The following is a 19,558-nucleotide window of genomic DNA, read 5'->3' as shown; positions in this document are numbered from 1 at the left end:
TATGCATAAATGAAATAAACCAAGGAATGGTATGTACAGTTTCGATGACCTATCAGGCGCTCTATCGGAAGACGCTCCCAGTGGACAATACTTAAAGCTTGATCGCGGCGAATATAGAGCGATCAGAAATGGATATAACACCGCCCTTTCATCCTTTAGACAAATGTTAGAAGCCCCAGATGCATTTGCTGACGAAGAAAAGTCTGAACTCAATGATCAAAACTGGCAGCAGTTTAGAGAACAGCTCAACGAAGCACTCGGTTCGAAAACAAAAGATACGGAACTTTGGAGCTGGTACATAACTAGCTTGTCATTTGACCGAGAACCTATACCGAAGCTGATTGAAGGTTTTAAGCTTCTTCAAAACTACATTGACAACTTCTGGGATACCTTGCATCCAACACTGCCTGACAACAAGGTCAAGGCGACGGATGAGTCTGGAAAACAAAAAGAACTGGTGGAGTTTCGCATCAAACCGTTATCGCAGTTCATCGGTGACGCACCCGAGGCCTCCGCGCTCTTTATGCCAACACAGTTCATTCCTCTTGTTGGCAACATCACTTATTCTCGCTATTTCCAAGCAGAACGCAGCGGCACATTGAGTGATCTGCAAAACGAAGCTAACGACGCTTTTAGCCTTGAATGTACCGACTTGATTCTCAGCTTAGGGCAATTGGTAGAGCAGGTAAATCAGGTAGAAACTGTACTTGCAGAACGTTGTCAAAGCCATGGCGTCCAAGCGCTCAGCTTTAAATTCGTCCGTGAAATCTTCGAAAGCCATTTAACGGCACTGCGAACATTAATCGGTAACCAATATAGTCAGTGGCCTTTAGACGATATGAACACTGAAGCAGCTTCTGGCGAGGCTCAATCTCAACCAGATAGCTCTGAGCAGTCAGACGCTCACGATAATATAGACTCGGTCAGTTCTAATCCAGATACCGTTAGTATTCCCGATGCGACGCCTAATAAAGCACCAGAATCTACACCCCCTATTTCAGCGACAGTTTCAACTATCTCTACACAGCCTCTCACAAGAGACGCCGCTTATAATCAATTGAGAACTCTGGCGGACTTCTTTAAGCAGACTGAACCACATAACCCAACTAGTTACCTACTTGAACGGGCAATTGTTTGGGGACAACTACCCTTACCAGAACTGATGAAAATTCTGGTAGGAAATAATTCCAATGCACTTAATCAAATCGATTCACTGATTGGAATGAATGACGCCCCTATAAACATGGAAAACAGTTCACTATCAACTCAGTCTGGTGGTCACTCTCAGCAGTACACAGAGTCTCCTACTAGCAACTCGAATGATGCCGAATCCTCGGCCTCAAACCAATCCAACAACAATGAAGTAACTCAAGCTACCGCAAATTCAGACGTTTCTGATTTTGAATGGTAACGGTTTAACGCGATACGCGAAGGAGAAAACTGATGGCTTCTATTTTTATGAGAATTGACGGAACCAAACCTAAAGGTGCAGCAACCGTTGAGAAAATTGGTGGTAAAGATGGGTTCTTTGCCATTGATAATGTTTCTTGGAGCGCCGTTCGTGGCGTAGGTATTGATGTTGGTAATGCCAACAATGCTGACCAAGGTATGGTAGCTCTAGGGGAAATCACTATTGGCCGTGGCTGTGATGGTGCCTCACCTTACCTTACAACTTTCTTATATGCACCAGGTGCTGAAGGTAAAACCATTGAAGTGGTGATGACTAAACCAAATCGCGAAGGTTCTGGTGCTGATCCATACCTTATCTTAACGCTGAAAAACGCACGTATGTCTAACTACACAATGACTGGAACAAACGGTTCATTACCAAGTGAGAGCTTTGCGCTTACCTACACCGAGATTTCAAAAGCTTACTATATCGAGGGAGAAGGCGGAAAAATCGAGAAAGGCCCAGAAGTCGGCTTTGATGCAACTGAAGCGAAAGTCACTTCAACCGCTAGCTAATTAATCAAGGAGAGATGTTGTGGCACTAAATTCTCAGCACAAACGCGTAAGTAAGAACCGCGTTAGCATCACATATGATGTAGAAACCAATGGAGCAGTTGAAACAAAAGAGCTGCCTTTTGTTGTGGGTGTAATCGGTGATTATTCTGGTCATAAACAAGACAAAGAAGATGTTGAAGATCGCACATTCTATAACCTAGACAAAGATAACTTCGATCATGTTATGAAACGCGTTGGTCCTGAGTTATCCATGAAAGTAGACAATGTTCTTGCCGAAGATGATAGTCAATTTGAAGCAAGCCTTAAGTTTAATTCAATGAAGGACTTTGAGCCTGAAGCCATCATTGACCAAGTCGAGCCCTTAAAAAAGCTCGTAGAGACTCGCAATCAGTTGAAGGTACTACTTTCTAAGGCTGATCGCTCTCGTGATCTAGAGAAGCTATTGAAAGAAGTGTTGCAAAGTGCAGACACCATCAACGCCTTATCTCAAGAACTTGGTATTGAACAGAAAGGAGCAGAAGAATGAGCACTGAATCAGACGTACAAGGCCAACCGTCCGCTGAGGAAGGCTCACTGAGTTTCCTTGACAGAGCGATTGAAGCCACAACACAAACTCCTGCGGATACAACTAAAGAGCTGTTTTCAGTACTTGCTGAACAGGCACTTTCAGGCACCGTAACGTGGGATAAAAACTTAACTAAAACTATTGAAAGCGCCATCGGCGAAATCGACAAGAAGCTGTCAAAGCAGCTTTCGGCGGTGATGCAACAAGACGACTTTCAAAAGCTTGAAGGTTCTTGGCGTGGTCTTCAAAAACTCGTCAAAGAGAGCGACACTGGGCGTTCATTGAAAATCAAAATGGTTGATTTCTCACAAGATGAATTGCTCGAACAATTTGAAGATGCACCAGCGATCGACCGCAGTCCTCTCTTCAACGCCCTGTATCAAGATGAATACGGTACAGCAGGTGGTGAGCCCTACGGCACATTCATAGGTGACTATGAGTTCAGCGCAAAAGATGAAGATGTAGCACTTCTTCGTTACATGGGCGAAGTAGCTGCAGCGTGCCACGCTCCATTCATTGCCGCAGCCAATGCGCAAATGTTTGAGTTCAATGACTTCTCTACATTTGAAGAAGGCAAACCTGTTGCAGCAGGCTTTGACTCTCCTGCATACGCGGCTTGGAACTCGTTTAGGGAAAGTGATGATGCGCGTTATGTCACTCTGACGCTTCCTCGTACTATGGCACGCTTGCCATATGGACAAAAAGGGCTAAGCACAGACGTCTTTGCTTATGAAGAGCTGGATGTGGATATGGATGGTAATCCGAATCCGAAGAATAACGATGAACTTGTCTGGTCTAATGCGGCGTATGATCTAGGTCTTAAGATGACTCAAGCATTCACTGCATATGGCTGGTGTACTGCTATTCGAGGTCTTGATAACGGCGGTAAAGTAGAAAACCTACCTAACCTAACGTACAAGACTGAGGCTGGCGATTTAGTCCAGCAATGTCCAACAGAAGTGAATCTCACCGACGAACGAGAGAAAGAACTCAGCGACCTTGGTTTCCTTCCTCTAGTTCATTACAAGAACACCAACTATGGCGTTTTTATCGGCGGGCAAACTACCCAAAAACCGAAAACCTATACCGATCCGGATGCTACGGCTAACGCTGCTATCTCCGCACGACTGCCATACATCATGGCAAGTGGTCGAATTGCCCATTATTTGAAAGTAATGGGACGTGATCGTTTGGGTTCAAACATTGAAGCACCCGATATTCAACGTGAACTTCAACTTTGGATCGACCAATACACCAACGCCGGCGCGATTGGTAACGATTCTCGAGCTCGTACGCCACTGGCAGAGTCTCGTATTGAAGTGGTTGAACAGCCGGGTAAACCTGGGGCTTACTCTGCGATTGCACACCTAAGACCATGGCTTCAACTCGAAGAACTTACCACCTCTGTTCGCATGGTTGCGAAGATTCCTGGTTAATTGTGATAAGCCGCAACCCTTGTGGTTGCGGCTAAATGCTGCGGTAGTTGATGTAGATGTTTAGTACAGACTGGCAAAAACAATTTAACGCGCTCGACCCCAAACAAGATTCATACTTGTTTGACGCACTCGCAATGATGGTCGAACTAGCAAAAAAAGAACACCAATACTCTACTTATTCAGCAGAGAGTATTATTGCGCAAATTACTCAACTCATTCTTGTCTTAGATGAGCACCTTTCCAAACAAATGGATCTCATTCTGCACAATGACGACTTTCAAGCTCTAGAGGCTAGTTGGCGTCAAGCGCTTTACCTAGCAACACAACCAGTCAGCAGGCAAAGAACCAAACTCAAAATTCTTGATATGAGCTGGGAAGAGGTATCAAACGACCTCAATCAATCATATTCCATCAAACAAACTTTTTTGTTCAATACCATTGGCAATAAAGAACTTAATACGCTAGGTGGACAACCCTTTGGTTGTATCGCCTTCACACACCCTATTTCCATGGACCTAGACCTCAATAGCGAATTTGACGACATCTATACACTGGGTCTAATTGGTCAACTGGGTGAACAAACTTTATGTACCATGCTAGCTTCTCCTGATTCACTTTTTTTTGCCGACTCGGGCGCCGATTGGCTTTCCAATACACAAAGAATAGAAAAGGTCTTAAACGGCCCAGATTACACAGCTTGGCAAGCTCTGCGCAAGCAACCTAGTGCTCGTTTTCTTGGCTTAGCGATGCCACGTATCAAATTGCGTCAACCGTACAAAGATCATCGCTGTGGATTCCTTTATCAAGAAAAAGGCGACACGCTTTGGGGATATGCCAATATTGCTTTCCTATCTACGGTAATGAAGGAACACCATCGTATCGGTTGGTTTGGCTTCCTAAAAGCTCGTTGGAGTGATAAAGAACAAGGGGCTCTTCTGGCATGGAAACACAAAACATCTGAGCTTACTTACAGCGAATGTGACAGTTATTTATTTGGTAGAATCGCTAGCTTTTATTCCAATCAAGGTTTCATCTCTCTCGCAAGAAACGCACTAACAGGCAAGCTCTACTTCTCTGGTAACAATTCAGTGTGGGCACCATCAGATAGCGATAACGACAAAGTTTTGGCTCAACTACAAACGACACTGATGTGCTGCCGTGTCGCCCATTTTCTCAAAGTTCAAGTGCGTGAAATGATTGGTAACTTCAGTGATGCGCGAGAATGTGAACAGTTTCTACGAAACTGGATTGAGAAATTCTCCAGTAATGTGAACTACGCCAATGAAGAGACCTTGGCAAAATATCCTCTCAGCAAAGCACACATTGCCGTTAACGAGATAGAGTCCCTTCCCGGCCATTTCTCTTGCACGTTACGAATGGTTCCCCAATATCAGTTCGACCATTTTAACGGTGAAGTGGTGTTAACTACGGAGCTTGGGGAGGTCAGCCAGTGAGTTTCTACAATGCTTTTATTCAATCATCTCGCCAAGACGATGAGATTGACGATATTCGCTACCATCTGACTCGATTACTAGAGTCTGAAGCACCGTTAATTGCTGTCGAAAACAGTCTTTCTGAGGTCAGACGTTCTAGCTTTACCTTCGGTATTACTGATGTTCAGCTGCTGACCGCCAACCTCGACCAAACACAGTTAGCAAGAAAAATAGAAACATGGCTTACCACATATGAGCCGCGATTATCCGATGTTTCTGTGGAGATGTTAGAACGCCGGGAAGGTCAAAACTGTATTCAATTTACCATTGTAGCCAAGCATCTATCTCAGGACGGAGAACAAACCCTCGTCTTTGACTCGAAAATAGCGCTTGGTGACTTCAGTGCCAAGATATCAGAGGAAGAATATGACTGATCCTTTGCTTCGATATTATGAAAGAGAGTTAGCTTTAGTAAAGCGTTCCTTAGGGTTCTATGCCGAGGAGCACTCTCATATTGCCTCATTACTCGATATGCATCAGGGGCAAATCGAAGATCCCAGCCTCGCGCGTTTGCTGGACGGTGTTGCCTTGCTCAACGCTAAAACAGAAATGGCATTGGAGACCCAATATTCGCAAGTTATCGATAGCTTGATAGACGTGATATACCCTTCCATCAATCAACGAGTTCCAAGTATTGGTTACGCAGAATTGAATGCACCGGATGGTATTACAGAGAGCGCGAATATTCCATTGGGTAGTCAATTTTCAAATATGATTGGGGAGCAAGAGTGCTTGTTTCAAACGGTTGATAACTTAGCGATCAACCCATTCAGCATAACAGATATTTCAGCAACCACTGCACCGTTCTCAGTCCATAAGCCAGAAGAGGCGGAACTGGCCAATGCTGCGCTTCAGATTCAATTATCAACGGGAGATGAAGGTGTCTACTTTTCCTCGCTAGCTTGTTCTGACTTAAACTTCTTTGTAAAAGGTTTTGCTAACAACGCAGACTTATTAGTAGAACTTCTGCTCTCGAACTGTCTCGCTATCTCTCTGTCAGATCATGAAAACAACACAATTGCAGAGTTGAGTGGCGTGCAACTACAGAGCCGTGTCGGCGATCCTGATTTTAAGTTTTTACCCGCAAAAGGTAATCAGTTTGATGGCTTTCAAATCATAAGAGAGTTTTTCTTATTCAAAGAAAAGCGACAGTTTTTCATTATAAGAAATTTCGCTAGCGCTATTAGCAAAGTTAATGACCATCAATGTACTTTGAATATCTTCCTGAATGACATTCCTTCTGAGTTTTTGCGTTTATTTGATACCGACGTCATTCGTCTAAATGTTGTGCCCGTAATTAATACTTTCGAGCACATAAGCGAACCGATTACTGTCGATGGGCGTCGCCTCGCTTATCCTATTCAACCTAACAGTGGCAATGACTCTGTCATCGACATCATCAAGATCCAATCAGTCAAACAAATCACTGCATACGGAGATGTCGAACTGGTGCCTGTTCTAGGGGACAAATACAAACACAGCAAAAAGACACACGGTACAAGTACTGCCTATTGGGAAGCGAAAATGAACTTAGAGCGACAGTTTGAAGTCGTCGTTTCAGAGTCTCTTTATCAATCGGAAAATGCCACGCTAATTGCACGTTTATTGTGCTGCAATGACAAACTGGCCTGTAGTGCGTCTGGTGAGCTTGAATGCCGAGAGAGCATTGATCTCCCCGGAGTCATGACCCTGATGTACCCGCCATCCGCGCCGCAAGATGTACAAAATAGTGAAAAGTCATTAAGCCAGCTGATTGGGCTTTTAACATGTAACTTTAACTCCTTGCTGCAAAGCGATGATCCCGCATCCATGCTAAAAGGAATTTTTAAGCTATTCGCTCATGATGCCAAAAACCTCGATGAAATTAACACCATCAACAATGTGAAATTCCAAACGCAAGTCTCTACCCTGCGAGTTCACAATAAAAATGTATTTGTCCCGGGTACAGAAATCACGGTAGAGCTCAACTCTGAGATGCCCTATCACTCGTTCTCAATAGTCATGAACGAGTTTTTCAAACAATTCTGCAGCTTTGACCGCTATATACAACTTAGTGTCAATCTATATGGTAAGCCGCAAAGCGGCCTCTGTTTCGCGAAAGTTCACGGGAACCAGCTATGTCTTTAAACCTGTCTAGTTCACCTATGAACAGTCTCTGCAATCAGCCCGATGATTTTGAGTTTGCTCAAGCTATTCGTGTTCTTCAATCGTATTGTTCTGACAACCCTCAGAACCGGACTCGATTGAAACTAGAATCAGAAGTCATTCCCAGTGGAGATTTAAATGACATTAGTCAGATAGAAGTCACCAATAGACAAATACGTTTATCTATCGCAAAGACGGCTTTGTCCGGTGTATATGGTGTCATCCCTGATTACATCTATGAAGAATTGCTTGAAGCACTACATCAGGAAGACGAAGGATTAAAAGCCTTTCTTGATGTCTTCAACCAACGTCAATTTGAGCTTACTTACAAACAAGAGACACGCGCTTGGTTATTGCTTCAAAATGAGCAAAACAATAAGTTAAGTAACACGCTTTATCATTTGTCAGGATTGGAAAATAGCAATCGTCATTTGATTCAATATACCATGCTGCTCGGTCAAAATAGCCGAAACATTCGTACGTTAGAGCAACTATTAAACGACTACTACGAACTAAAGATATCGGTACAAGTCACCCCATATGAGACTCGAAAGCTACCTGAAGCCGCAACTAGCAATATTGGTAAATCTGTTAGGTCTCGGAAAAACAATAAATTAGGACACGGTTTATTAATAGGAAGTCGCTGTGATGTACCTAGTGCCAGCATTAAAGTTTATATCGAGCCTCAGAATAGACGCGAAGTCGAACAGCTCAAACGGGATTCAAGATTAGCAAACGATGTGAAGTCAACGGTTCAACATTATCTTAAAGATGATACTCCAGTAACGATCTATCTACTCATTCTTAGGCAGCATCTAAATGCACCAGTTCTTAGCTCCAACGCTTTAAGCTCTGCGAAACTGGGAGAAGTCGACTGCTTAGCTCCTGAGCGTTTTCCACAATCCAAGGTACGAATAAGGCTACGCTGATCTAGCTTTAGGACTCTAGGGATATCAAAAAAGGGAATTTATACATGGCACAAGTAACACTCACTAATTTAGTTAGCAAACTCTCACCCGAGTTAAAGCAGGCTCTAGAAGTATCGGCTGGAGCAGCAATGAACCAAGGGGTGCCTGCTATCGAAGTAGAGCATTGGATTTTGCAGCTCATCTCGCAGAAAGACAAAGGTCTAGAAAATCTCTGTCGTTCTCAAAACATTGCTCAAGATGCTTTGGTTAGTGAACTCACAGATAAAATCACGCGTCTTCTCAAGGGAAGTGAAGGACAACCAACACTAAGCCATGAGCTCACTGAATTGATTAAAGATGCGTGGATGATTGCCTCAGTAAACTACGGACATGGTGAAATAATCAGTCTGCACCTTATTCAGTCCATGCTTCAACAAAACGTAATGGGTGTTTCCACTTTGAAACTTGAGAGTTTGAAAGACGTTTCCACTGAATCTTTACAAGGTCTTATTCGAAAAAGTGGTGCGTCGACTTCTACCACCTCCCCTGGCACCAGCACAGGTGGTGAGTCGTCTAGCGGTGGCGATGCACTCTCAAAGTACACTATCAACCTGACCCAACAAGCTCAAGATGGCAAGATCGACCCCATTTCTGGACGCAACAGTGAAGTGCGCAAAGCTATTGATATTTTGTGCCGTAAGAGACAAAACAACCCTATTTTCGTAGGAGAACCTGGCGTCGGTAAAACCGCAGTGGTTGAAGGCTTAGCGCTTCGAATTGCAACTGGCGAGGTGCCAGCGGCGATTCAAGGTGTTCAAATTCACTCTCTCGACCTTGGGCTCCTCCAAGCAGGAGCAAGCGTTAAGGGTGAATTTGAAAACCGACTAAAAGATGTCATTAACGAAGTTAAAAGCTCCGAGGAGCCCATTATCGTCTTTATCGATGAAGCACACACGTTAATTGGTGCTGGCGGTGCAGCCGGACAAAATGACGCTGCTAATCTGCTGAAACCGGCCCTGGCTCGTGGAGAATTCAAAACCATCGCAGCAACAACGTGGGCGGAATACAAAAAGTACTTTGAGAAAGATCCTGCTTTAACCCGAAGATTCCAAGTTGTCACCATTGAAGAACCAAACGCAGAAGACGCAATGCAGATGCTAAGAGGGGTTGCCGACTCACTTCAAGGACATCATGGTGCCTTCATTACCGAATCAGCCATTGCAGCCGCCGTTAATCTGTCAATACGCTATTTACCATCAAGACAACTTCCAGACAAAGCCATTAGCTTGCTCGACACTGCAAGTGCTCGAATTGCCTTAACCCAAGGCGCAAAGCCAGAAATTATCGAGTCTTTAGAGCAAATGATTCGTTATCAAGAAAACGAATTGATGGCATTGGCTAAAGAGCAAGCGCTCTTCGGTGGCAATGAAGCCGATATTGCAGAAGTCACACAGCAAAAAGAGCAAAAACAAAACAAACTCGATGCCTTGAATAGCCAGTGGAATCAAGAAGTTGAGCTAGTTGATAAAATTAAAGCAATACAATCTGATATCAGCAATGCGAGCGAAGAAACCGAAAACCCTGAGCAAATGACTGAAGAACTGAACAAGCTGAGAGATGAATTGGCAGAGTTACAAGGAGAGACGCCTCTGGTTCACGCATTAGTTGATGAAGGAACGATCGCTGAAGTGATTGCAAACTGGACCGGAATTCCCGTCGGAAGCATGTTGAGTGATGAAATTAATAAGCTGCTTACTCTGGAAACCGAGCTCGATAAACGAGTGATTGGGCAGAATGTGGCAAAACAAGAGCTCGCTAAAGCAATTCGTATTTCCAGAGCTGGCTTGACGGATAACCGTAAACCTATCGGCGTATTCTTGATGTGCGGCCCAAGTGGTGTTGGTAAGACTGAAACCGCTATGGCACTTGCAGAACAGCTCTATGGTGGTAGCAACGACATGACCATCATTAACATGACGGAGTTTAAAGAAGAACATAAAATATCAATGTTGCTCGGTAGTCCGGCGGGCTACGTGGGCTTTGGTGAAGGCGGTGTATTAACCGAAGCGATTAGACGCAACCCCTACTCTGTTCTGTTACTTGATGAGATGGAGAAAGCACATCCTGGTGTCCACGATCTCTTTTATCAAATCTTCGATAAAGGACATATCAAGGACAGTGAAGGCCGCAGTGTCGATTTTAAAAATACCATTATTATCATGACCTCAAATGCGGCTGACCAAGCTATTTGCGATGCTTGTGACGAAGCTGAATCCCAGCTTGATAACAGCACGCTGTTAGAAATGATTCGACCTGACCTTCAACGTTACTTTAAACCTGCATTTTTAGGCCGTACGACCATTGTGCCTTACTACCCACTTAACGATAGTGAGTTAGGCAAGATAACCGAAATATCACTGAATCGTATTAAGAAAAAACTGGCTGAGCAATACCAAGCATCATTCCGATGGGATGAGTCGTTCATTAACTACGTTGTGGAGAAAAACAACGACCCAACAACTGGCGGTCGCGCAGTAGAGCAGATCATTAATCGCTCGCTCATGCCCAAGTTAGCTGAAGAGTGTATTAATCGCTTGAGCAGACAAGAAGCCATAAATCATGTAGAGGTCTCCGGTGATGACAAAAATGGTTTCTCTTTGAGTATTAGCTAGCAAAAAGGCGATAGTGATGAGTCGACAAAAAACGGATATTCAGGATGAAAACGTAAACAGCAAGTCTCGCGGTATGTTACCGGGGCTTAGCTTCAAGCTTTCTTTCGCTATTTTTGTCGTCTTGTCACTGTCTATTTTCCTGACCGCCAGCCTAAACTACCTAAATTTTGATAAGCGTTTAACTGAGACGACTGACTCCAAATATAAGGTGGTGATGCAAGAAACCTTGTCCGATATAAACAATGCTATTACCTTCGGTGTTCCTTTGCATGGCATCAGCAATGTACAGTCTCTATTGGAACGTCATTTAGCCAGCGTTTCTGGCCTAATCGCTCTTGAAGTTACCGATAGACAAACTGAGCGACTCTACTTTGCCAACCACGCTGAGATCTCTATCGCAGAGAGCCAAACTAAACAGCTACGCACACCTATTTACAATGCATTCGGTCAGTTGGACGGCGAGATCTCACTCACTTACTCCCTCGAACATTTAGGCTCGTTGCGCAGTGGGCTCATTTCAAAAAGTGCTTTCTACGCTGTAATTTGGATCGCTATTGCGACACTGTGTAATTTAATTTTCATTCACGGCATCACAAAGCACATGTTGCGCCGAACCTCCGAGGTCGATCAATGCTTGTCGTCGCTAGAAATTGCAGGATGTAAATTTGAGCTTGCAAGCCAAATTATGGAAGGCAACCAACAGCATTTAACCCGTTGGCAAAAATTCAGACAAAGACACACCACGATGTTGATTCTGGTGTTGGCATTCACCACCACTTTTGTTGCCAACTTTATGACTTCATTACAAATGATGGACTACTTCGCGGATATCTATCAACAAGAATTAAACGAAAAAGCCTCCATTATTGCCTACTCCCTCGTTCAATTACTAGATTACCTCATCGCTAGTGGCTTTGATGTCGCTAATCTACGTGGTCTTGATAGTGAACTAGCCAACTATCTGGTCAATCACAACGACATTATCGCGATTTCTATCGTCCAAGAATCACAAACATTAGTGAACGCTGGTGCTCAATTCGATGAGTTGCAACTCAACACCCATTTATTTCCACTCAATAACCACGACACCATCGCCTTAACCATATCATCGGACAAGAATCTCGTTGCCACTCTCCTTAAAGAGAACTTGCTCGATATGTTATCCATATTGGTTGCCTCTTTGCTAGTCGTTACTGAAGTGATTCTTTTCCTTTGTAACTATATGATCATGTCACCGTGGCACCAATTAAAACAGTTAGTTGCTCGGCTCAGTAAAGGCTTTACAGACACAACAGCTAAGGTCACAAGCCGCGATGAAATCAGCTCGCTGCTTGCAAAAATCAACCGAACAACTCTAACAGAAAACACCTCACAAACATCGATAATTGAACATCAGAACTATCGTTTTGTCCGCCTGCCCTTATTTTTGTTTGTCTTTGCCGAGGCGGCATCTCTCTCTTTCTTTCCCAACTATGTCTCGACCTTAGTGATGGATGTCTCTTGGATACCATTAAGTATGCAAGCGAGTTTTCCTATCTCGTTATTCATGTTGGTCTGGGCGATTTCTCTACCCTTTGCAGGATACTGGTCAGATAAATTGGGACGACGTCAGGCGCTAATTATCGGTGGTTTGGTTATCACAGTTGGCATGGTTTCCACCAGTTTGTGCAATACATTATCTGCGATGCTTCTCAGCAGAACGATTACCGCATTAGGCTATGGATTAGTGTTTATTTCAGCACAAGGTTTTGTCAGTGACTATACCGACAATTCAAATAGAACCAAAGGTATGGCGACGTTCTTGTCTTCGTTCTTCTCGGGCTCCTTGTGCGGAGCAGCTATAGGAGGCTTGCTTGCTGACCGTATTGGATATAGTGGCACCTTCTTCTTAGCTTCGGGGATCAGCATCGTTGGCGTGTTGTTAGTTTGGCGCTTCTTCGAACAAGGCGACAATAACCAGTCTTCAGTGCCAATTAAGCTATCCGACTTCAGTGATCTATTGAGCAATAAACACTTTGCTCTTATAAGCTTTTGCAGCGCTATTCCAGCCAAAGTAGTTCTTACCGGCTTTCTCTATTATTTATGCCCCGTTTATCTGCAGCATCTTGGCGAGAGCAATGCCATGTCCGGACGTATTTTGATGATCTATGGGTTAGCCATTGTGGTTATCTCGCCCTTAACCGCGATATGGATAGACAGATTTAAAAACAAACTTGTCTTCGTAGTGATTGGCGGACTGTTGTCCTCATTTGCTTTGCTCAACATCTATTACTTTAATGGTACCCTTGGATTGCTAGTTGTTGTTCTCGTTGTTGGTGTAGCTCACAGCATCGGTATTTCACCACAGATCCCTTTGGTGATGAGTCTAATGAAAGTCTCCACCAGTGAACGGGGAAAAGCGATTGGTATTTTTAGACTTACAGAGAGGATCGGTAATGTGACAGGCCCTATTTTAACTGGAGCATTGCTTGGCATTTATGGGTTTATTAACACCGTAATGATCCTAGGCGGACTGCTATTTGTCAGCACTATAAGCCTTGTATTGGTGTATTACTTTTGGCAAAAGAAAGACAAAATATTTAGTGACGTTGAAGGAGCTTCCGCATGATTAAATCGCTTCAATCCATCGTCTTAATCGTAACTTTGCTGCTGACGTCGATAGTCTCGGCAAATGAAGATAGTCCTAACTCTAACTTGCAGGACTCCAAACATGTCGTCATGCTGCTTTGGCGAGGAGTGACTCAAGCAGAGCAAGGGTTTGTTGATGAAATGAATAAGAATGATAGCGTCCGAATCACTATTTTGGATGCGGATAAGAACCGAGAAACTTTAGCAAAGCACATCGACTCCCTTGAAGGTCTTAGACCTGATCTTGTTTATACCTTTGGGACCACCATTACCTTGTCACTTTTGGGTAGCACTAATGCCCCTACAAAGTTTAATAGTAGCGGTGAAATACCGGTTGTTTTTAATATTGTGAGCGACCCTATTGGCTCAAAAATAGTAGATAGTGTGGATAGTTCACAAAGAGCCCAAAACTATACTGGGGTTAGCCATATTGTCCCCTATGAAGTGCAGCTTAACGTCATCAAAGAACTGGGAGACATCCGTACTGTTGGTATTTTGTTTAACCCTTTAGAAAACAATTCGCAAATAGCCGCGAACACTTTACTGGCCGTCGCGACACAAAACGGTATTAACGTCAAACGCTACCCAGTCCAGAAAACGACTAACGGAATAGAAAAGGCCAATATTCAATCTTTGGTCGTCGAAATGAAGAACGACGACGTGGATTTAGTGTACCTACCGGCAGACTCGCTACTGATATCGAATGCTAAAGTAATTACTGATATTGTTCATAGTGCGGGGCTACCTACTTTCTCAGCCACAGAATCACCAATACGCAATAGCGGTGCGCTTGTTGGTGTTGTTAGCCGCTATTATTATGCTGGTCAATTTGCGGCCTTTAAAGCACAGCAAATACTCACCGAAGACACTTTTGCTGGAGATATACCCATTGAAACGCTCCAACAGTTTTCCTATATCGTTAATGCCGATACCGCAAATCTAATTGGGTATTTCCCTCCCGTTTCTATGTTGAAAATTTCAGAGTTAGTAAGGAATAAGGATGTTCTTGAAACCCCATAACAAGACAAGTTATCTATCATTTTCAAGGCGATGTACTTTGTTGCTCGCTAGCACCATAGTTACATATGGTGCTACGGCTAATACGATAGGTCCATCTAGGTTGATGTTAACAACCCAAGACTGGCCTCCCTATCAATATTATGAACACGCCGAGATGAAAGGTGTTGCGATTACTACAGTGAAGTGCGCACTTGGTTCAATGGGTCAACCATACCAATTTACTATGACCAGTTGGTCTGATGCCCAAATGCGAGTCCAAAATGGCAATCAGCATGGTTTTTTTGTCGCGACCGAAACTCTGGAGCGAAATGAGTATGCAGCAGTTTCAACCCCTATCGCCGAACAGAAGATTAACTGGTACTTCGGGGCTGGTGTCGATCCCAAGATCACCGAATTAAATAAACTCAACCTCAAATTTTCTGCAAAATTTGGGTCAAACAAGTGGTTTTGGCTTAAAAGACAGGGATTTAACGTAGTGAAGCAGCCAAGAGATGCTAAAGTTTTATTAAAGCTGTTAAAACAACGTGAAATCGACATTGCACTTGAAGACCAACTGGTTTTTGAAAATGAGTTAGACGTAGCTGGATTGTCCAAAGACTACTTTCGCTCACAGCATATGGAAACAAAAAAGATGGGAGTCTACTTTTCAAATCGATTCCTCAACGAATACTCTGGGTTCTTAACAAGCTTTAATCGCGCAGTGGAAAAGTGTAAGGGGTAACCATGGCCATTAGTATTCATTTAGTGTCAATTCCGGAGCAGGAAGCCGTCGCGTCCCGAATTGTCCACCTTCCAGAGGAAGGTGGTGTGATTGGCCGCAGCCCAGATTGTGATGTAGTTCTGCCAGATCACTCCAGTCGAATATCGCGTAAACATGCTGCCATCACTCTCACCAGTGACGGTTACTTTATTCAAGACCTAAGTCGCAATGGCATTAATCTCAATGATAAATCGGTACAAGGTGGACTTCAGCTACCTATTAGCGATGGCGATATCATTGCAATAGCAGATTACAGCCTTCTCGTCAGCACATTGACGGCTTCGAAAGCGGCTGTGGTCAATAAGGAAGTCGATGTTGATACCCTTAGTTTCAACATCGACGCCAGCGATGATGTTGATTTTCTTGAAACCAGCACACTCAGTTCAATACAAGTCGACCCTATGACCAACGATTTTTCTACCCAAAACGTACTGGCCGATGACCCATTTTCATCGGATCCTTTTGACGGGTTTGAACAGGAAGAGATTTCTCGATTTGAAGAGCCAATAAACAACGTCCAACACGTCAACTTTAGCGAAGAATCAGCGCCCTCTTCGACCATTGAATTCGTTCCTATGAATAGAGAAAACGATGACATCACCTCCTCGTTACAGCAGCTCATAGCGCTATCAAAAGAAAACCAAAGCCTGTTGCAAAACCCATCATTTCAACACGACCAACTTTTTACTGCCTTGGAACAGACCATAGAACAATTTTTAGATGAGTTCTGCCCTGAGCAACTGGAGTCTCAGTTTAATGAATATGTAGGCAACAGCCTGTTTGTTAACAAAGAAAAGCGTTACTGGCGCATTTATAGAAAGACCTTTGAGCGCAGACAGAAAAATGGCGATTTTCGCCGCCAATTTAAGGCGCTGTTTATCGAAAATATGCAGCGTGGAGGAGAAGACTGATGCGGTTTTCAATGCTAGCGACCGCTTTGTTTGTACTCAGCATTACAGCATGTTCTTCCGACCCTGTCCCAGTGACCACGGCCTATAGCATGACTGTTAATGCGGACGATACCATTAACATATATCAATCTGACTCGGCCAACCCTGTCGTGGTCAGATTATATCAACTCGCAAGTAAAGAGAGCTTCGAACAAAGCAGTTTTATTACTCTGTATAACACCGACCTCCAAGCGTTAGGAAGTAGCCTGGTGGTCAAACAAGTTTTACCGTCAGTGATGCCTGATAGTAACCAAACTATCTCACTAGATATCAACAAAAATACCCAGTACATCGCCGCATTAGTGGAGTATGCCAACTACCGTGAAAGCAATGGAAAAGCAGTAACTGCTGTACCCACTGATGGTGAAAGTAGCATCGCGCTTAGACTATCTGGACTTAATGTAGAGCTTGACATCGTCGCTCCTGAGTCTAGTTGGTGGCAGATATTCTGATAGAACGATAAAAAGGATTTTTCGTGGACGCGCATAAGAAAGTAGTATGGAAAGAAGGCATGTTTATTGCCCCTCAACATTTTCAACAGCAGGATAGATTTGTCCAAAACTATGTCAGACAAAACGTCGACACACTCTCTCATTTTGCCCCATTTTTTGGTTTGACGGAGCTCTCTATTAACACAGACCTGTTAAAGATTGGAAAGTTAGCCATCACCCAATGCTCTGGGATTTTCCCCGACGGCACTCAGTTTAACACCGTCAAAGAAGTCGCCATAAATATCCCTGTTGGTACTGTCGATAACACTATATATCTTGCTCTACCTTTAGCTCTGCAGGGCAATAACGATTATTGTGAGGATGAGAGTGGGACAAGCCGTTATGTCACCAAGTCCATCAATGTATTTGACTCAGCGACTCATGAAAACACCAGCCTTGAAGTAGATGTCGCAAGATTAAACGTTCAACTTCTCTCTGACCACGATGATCACTCAGGTCACTCATTGATTCCTGTTGCTCGTATACTTGAATGTACTGAGGCTGGCGAGGTCATTTTAGACCGAGCATTTATCGCTGCGTGCCTTCACTACGGAGCTTCACGTTATTTGACGGATAAAGTTAAAGAAACTCACGCCTTATTGGTCAGTCGGACGCAGAACTTGTTTAAGCGCATTCAAGCAGGTCAAAGTCAAAAAAGTGACCAGTCGTTAATGCTTGACTACCTATGGCTACAGACTTTGAATAGTTGGATGCCTTGGTTTGATTTGACATCACAAAATGAGCGATATAGCACTTATGACTTGTACGTGCACCTCAATCGTTTTCGAGCTGAGTTAATGGCATTGAGCCCTGAACTCGCTCCAGAAGCTAGCGCGCTAAAAGTCGATAAGTTGTACAGTAACTTCAGTCCACTTTTTGCCGATTTACGTAACCTCTTGACGCTTGTTCAACAAGACTCAGTAATAGAGTTTACTTGGGATACTGCACTATTTGAGAAACGCCGACTACTCCGAACCATTATTAAAGACCCATTATCTGTCCAATCAAGACGCTTTGTACTCAGTGTGACCTCTTCATTGTCAGCAGGTGAACTCAGTGACACCTTCATAGCAGCGGCGAAATTAAGCAGTAATACCCGTATTGTTGAATTGGTTCGCAACTCTCTCTCGGGTATCAGCCTCACAGCTCTTCCTGTTGCACCAAGCGAACTTAAACCGGTTCAAGGTACTACCTATTTTGAACTCAATACTTCAGACCCTATGTGGCAAGAGATGCTAACTATGAGGGATGCCTTGGCACTTCACGTCGATACTCGTGTGCCTGATCTTGAAGTACACTTATATGCGCTGAGGTAATCCATGCTCGACTATTTGGATGAAGAGACCGTCATTTGGGAACAAGACCCAAAAAAGAAACTATCAGAAGTTAATTCTGATAAGCCTGCGGTATTTCGAACACCAGATGCTACACAAATGGAGTTTCTTAAGCACTTCGACAAATCAGAAAATCAGCTTATCAATATCAGTGCTGAGCTCTTGGCGGTGACATTAAAAATCGACAGTATTCCCGAACCAGACGATATCGCCGAGTTAAGAGAACAATTGGTAGCGAGGATTAGTGACCTCAAGGATAAGGGGAGTCACCTCAATTATCCCGTAGCTGTCATTGATAAGTTGTGCTTCTTATTTGCCGTAGTTCTTGACGAATTTATCGTCTACACCGACTGGGGGGAAAAACGCGGTTGGGAAAACAAAACACTTCTCAGTGAGCTGTTTGGAATGAGAAATGGTGGGGAGCTGTTCTTCTCCGTAGCAGATAAGGCTGCGAGACAACCCAATAAAATGATCGACCTTATCGAGATCATCTATCTTTTCTTGAGTATTGGATTCAAAGGGCAGTATCACTCACAAGGTTCTGAGCAGCTTAAACGCTTTATCCACCAGCTAGAACAAATATTAAGTCAATACCGCCAATCAACTCGCATTCATTGCCAAACTCGCGTGACTCACCCTAAAGTTCGTCGTCCTAGCCGCAAAAAGCGCTATGCCGTTATCAGCTTACTGTTCGCTACACTTATCGGCTCAACGCTAGCCCTCACCTACTTCTGGTACAGTAAAACTCTACCACAACGCTCTCGAGATTTTACTTATCTGCCAGATTTCAGCCAGCGATATATTCTGTCCGGACAAGTTAACGATATTGTGTTTATTTCGAGCGATAGCGACCTTTCGTCCCCTCCTATTAGAGGAAGCCGAGTAGAAGCTCAACAGAGTCCACGTGTTGCCGCCTCTCCAATTAATAGTGACTCTAAACTCTGGTTAGTTCAGCTCGCTACCTTCTCGAATGAACAAAATGCACAGCTGTTTATCGAGCGTTTGAGCGCTAGCAAGTACGAGCCCCGAGTCGATAGTTACAAACAGTATTTTAGAGTAGTAGTCGATGTTGATGATCGTTCACAAGCGATTGAAACCCAGAAATGGCTCAAAGATAATCAAAATATCGATTCAATTGTGATCAAGACAAACAAACAACAATAACGATCTAAAGACAGTTTTCAGGGAAGA

16 protein-coding genes are annotated in these 19,558 nt (G+C 43.7%); all 16 read left to right on the top strand.

Features of this window, described 5'->3' with window-relative positions; translation table 11 throughout:
- Nucleotides 1-31: 31 nt before the first annotated feature.
- From L2W36_RS08720 to icmH, 16 genes are read left to right on the top strand one after another with little or no spacing between them, the layout of a single operon-like run.
- Nucleotides 32-1,411 carry a type VI secretion system protein TssA gene (locus tag L2W36_RS08720; protein ID WP_236109826.1) on the top strand — a complete coding sequence of 460 codons (1,380 nt, stop codon included), beginning with the start codon at nucleotides 32-34 and terminating at the stop codon, nucleotides 1,409-1,411.
- A gap of 32 nt (nucleotides 1,412-1,443) precedes the next feature.
- Nucleotides 1,444-1,965: a type VI secretion system tube protein Hcp gene (locus L2W36_RS08715; RefSeq protein WP_006070756.1), complete on the top strand. Its 522-nt coding sequence runs from the start codon at nucleotides 1,444-1,446 to the stop codon at nucleotides 1,963-1,965.
- 19 nt (nucleotides 1,966-1,984) lie between these two features.
- Nucleotides 1,985-2,491 carry a type VI secretion system contractile sheath small subunit gene (gene tssB / locus L2W36_RS08710; protein ID WP_006070757.1) on the top strand — a complete coding sequence of 169 codons (507 nt, stop codon included), beginning with the start codon at nucleotides 1,985-1,987 and terminating at the stop codon, nucleotides 2,489-2,491.
- Nucleotides 2,488-3,966 carry a type VI secretion system contractile sheath large subunit gene (gene tssC, locus L2W36_RS08705; protein ID WP_006070758.1) on the top strand — a complete coding sequence of 493 codons (1,479 nt, stop codon included), beginning with the start codon at nucleotides 2,488-2,490 and terminating at the stop codon, nucleotides 3,964-3,966. The genes tssB and tssC overlap by 4 nt, the downstream gene beginning before the upstream one ends.
- Before the next feature lie 56 nt (nucleotides 3,967-4,022).
- Nucleotides 4,023-5,420 (top strand): type VI secretion system contractile sheath domain-containing protein, encoded by a 1,398-nt coding sequence (locus L2W36_RS08700; protein ID WP_236109825.1) that lies wholly within the window; start codon nucleotides 4,023-4,025, stop codon nucleotides 5,418-5,420.
- Entirely contained in the window at nucleotides 5,417-5,833 is a 417-nt protein-coding gene (gene tssE, locus L2W36_RS08695; protein WP_031495885.1) for a type VI secretion system baseplate subunit TssE, read from the top strand. Before L2W36_RS08700 ends, tssE begins: the two co-directional genes overlap by 4 nt.
- Nucleotides 5,826-7,586 (top strand): type VI secretion system baseplate subunit TssF, encoded by a 1,761-nt coding sequence (gene tssF / locus L2W36_RS08690; protein WP_236109824.1) that lies wholly within the window; start codon nucleotides 5,826-5,828, stop codon nucleotides 7,584-7,586. Before tssE ends, tssF begins: the two co-directional genes overlap by 8 nt.
- Nucleotides 7,577-8,533: a type VI secretion system baseplate subunit TssG gene (locus L2W36_RS08685; RefSeq protein WP_236109823.1), complete on the top strand. Its 957-nt coding sequence runs from the start codon at nucleotides 7,577-7,579 to the stop codon at nucleotides 8,531-8,533. Before tssF ends, L2W36_RS08685 begins: the two co-directional genes overlap by 10 nt.
- Nucleotides 8,534-8,577: 44 nt before the next feature.
- Complete coding sequence (gene tssH / locus L2W36_RS08680; protein WP_236109822.1) at nucleotides 8,578-11,184, top strand: type VI secretion system ATPase TssH; 2,607 nt, start codon at nucleotides 8,578-8,580, stop codon at nucleotides 11,182-11,184.
- 16 nt (nucleotides 11,185-11,200) lie between these two features.
- Nucleotides 11,201-13,792: an MFS transporter gene (locus L2W36_RS08675; protein ID WP_236109821.1), complete on the top strand. Its 2,592-nt coding sequence runs from the start codon at nucleotides 11,201-11,203 to the stop codon at nucleotides 13,790-13,792.
- Nucleotides 13,789-14,832, top strand: coding sequence for an ABC transporter substrate-binding protein (locus tag L2W36_RS08670; RefSeq protein WP_006070765.1), 1,044 nt, complete (start codon nucleotides 13,789-13,791; stop codon nucleotides 14,830-14,832). Before L2W36_RS08675 ends, L2W36_RS08670 begins: the two co-directional genes overlap by 4 nt.
- Nucleotides 14,813-15,553, top strand: coding sequence for an ABC transporter substrate-binding protein (locus L2W36_RS08665; protein ID WP_412104859.1), 741 nt, complete (start codon nucleotides 14,813-14,815; stop codon nucleotides 15,551-15,553). Before L2W36_RS08670 ends, L2W36_RS08665 begins: the two co-directional genes overlap by 20 nt.
- Nucleotides 15,554-15,555: 2 nt before the next feature.
- Entirely contained in the window at nucleotides 15,556-16,503 is a 948-nt protein-coding gene (locus L2W36_RS08660) for an FHA domain-containing protein (protein WP_006070767.1), read from the top strand.
- Nucleotides 16,503-16,994, top strand: a complete 492-nt coding sequence (tssJ, locus tag L2W36_RS08655) for a type VI secretion system lipoprotein TssJ (protein WP_236109820.1) — start codon at nucleotides 16,503-16,505, stop codon at nucleotides 16,992-16,994. The genes L2W36_RS08660 and tssJ overlap by 1 nt, the downstream gene beginning before the upstream one ends.
- Before the next feature lie 23 nt (nucleotides 16,995-17,017).
- On the top strand, nucleotides 17,018-18,349 hold the full coding sequence (gene tssK, locus L2W36_RS08650) for a type VI secretion system baseplate subunit TssK (RefSeq protein ID WP_124939804.1): 1,332 nt from the start codon (nucleotides 17,018-17,020) through the stop codon (nucleotides 18,347-18,349).
- A 3-nt stretch (nucleotides 18,350-18,352) separates the two neighbouring features.
- The gene (icmH, locus tag L2W36_RS08645) at nucleotides 18,353-19,531 is read left to right on the top strand and encodes a type IVB secretion system protein IcmH/DotU (RefSeq protein WP_006070770.1); all 1,179 of its coding nucleotides are present in this window, start codon (nucleotides 18,353-18,355) and stop codon (nucleotides 19,529-19,531) included.
- Nucleotides 19,532-19,558: the final 27 nt, after the last annotated feature.

Source organism: Vibrio sp. McD22-P3, from assembly GCF_021568915.1.
Lineage (GTDB): Bacteria > Pseudomonadota > Gammaproteobacteria > Enterobacterales > Vibrionaceae > Vibrio > Vibrio mediterranei.
Note: the sequence above shows the minus strand (reverse complement) of the source record. Positions and strands in the feature narration are given on the sequence as shown.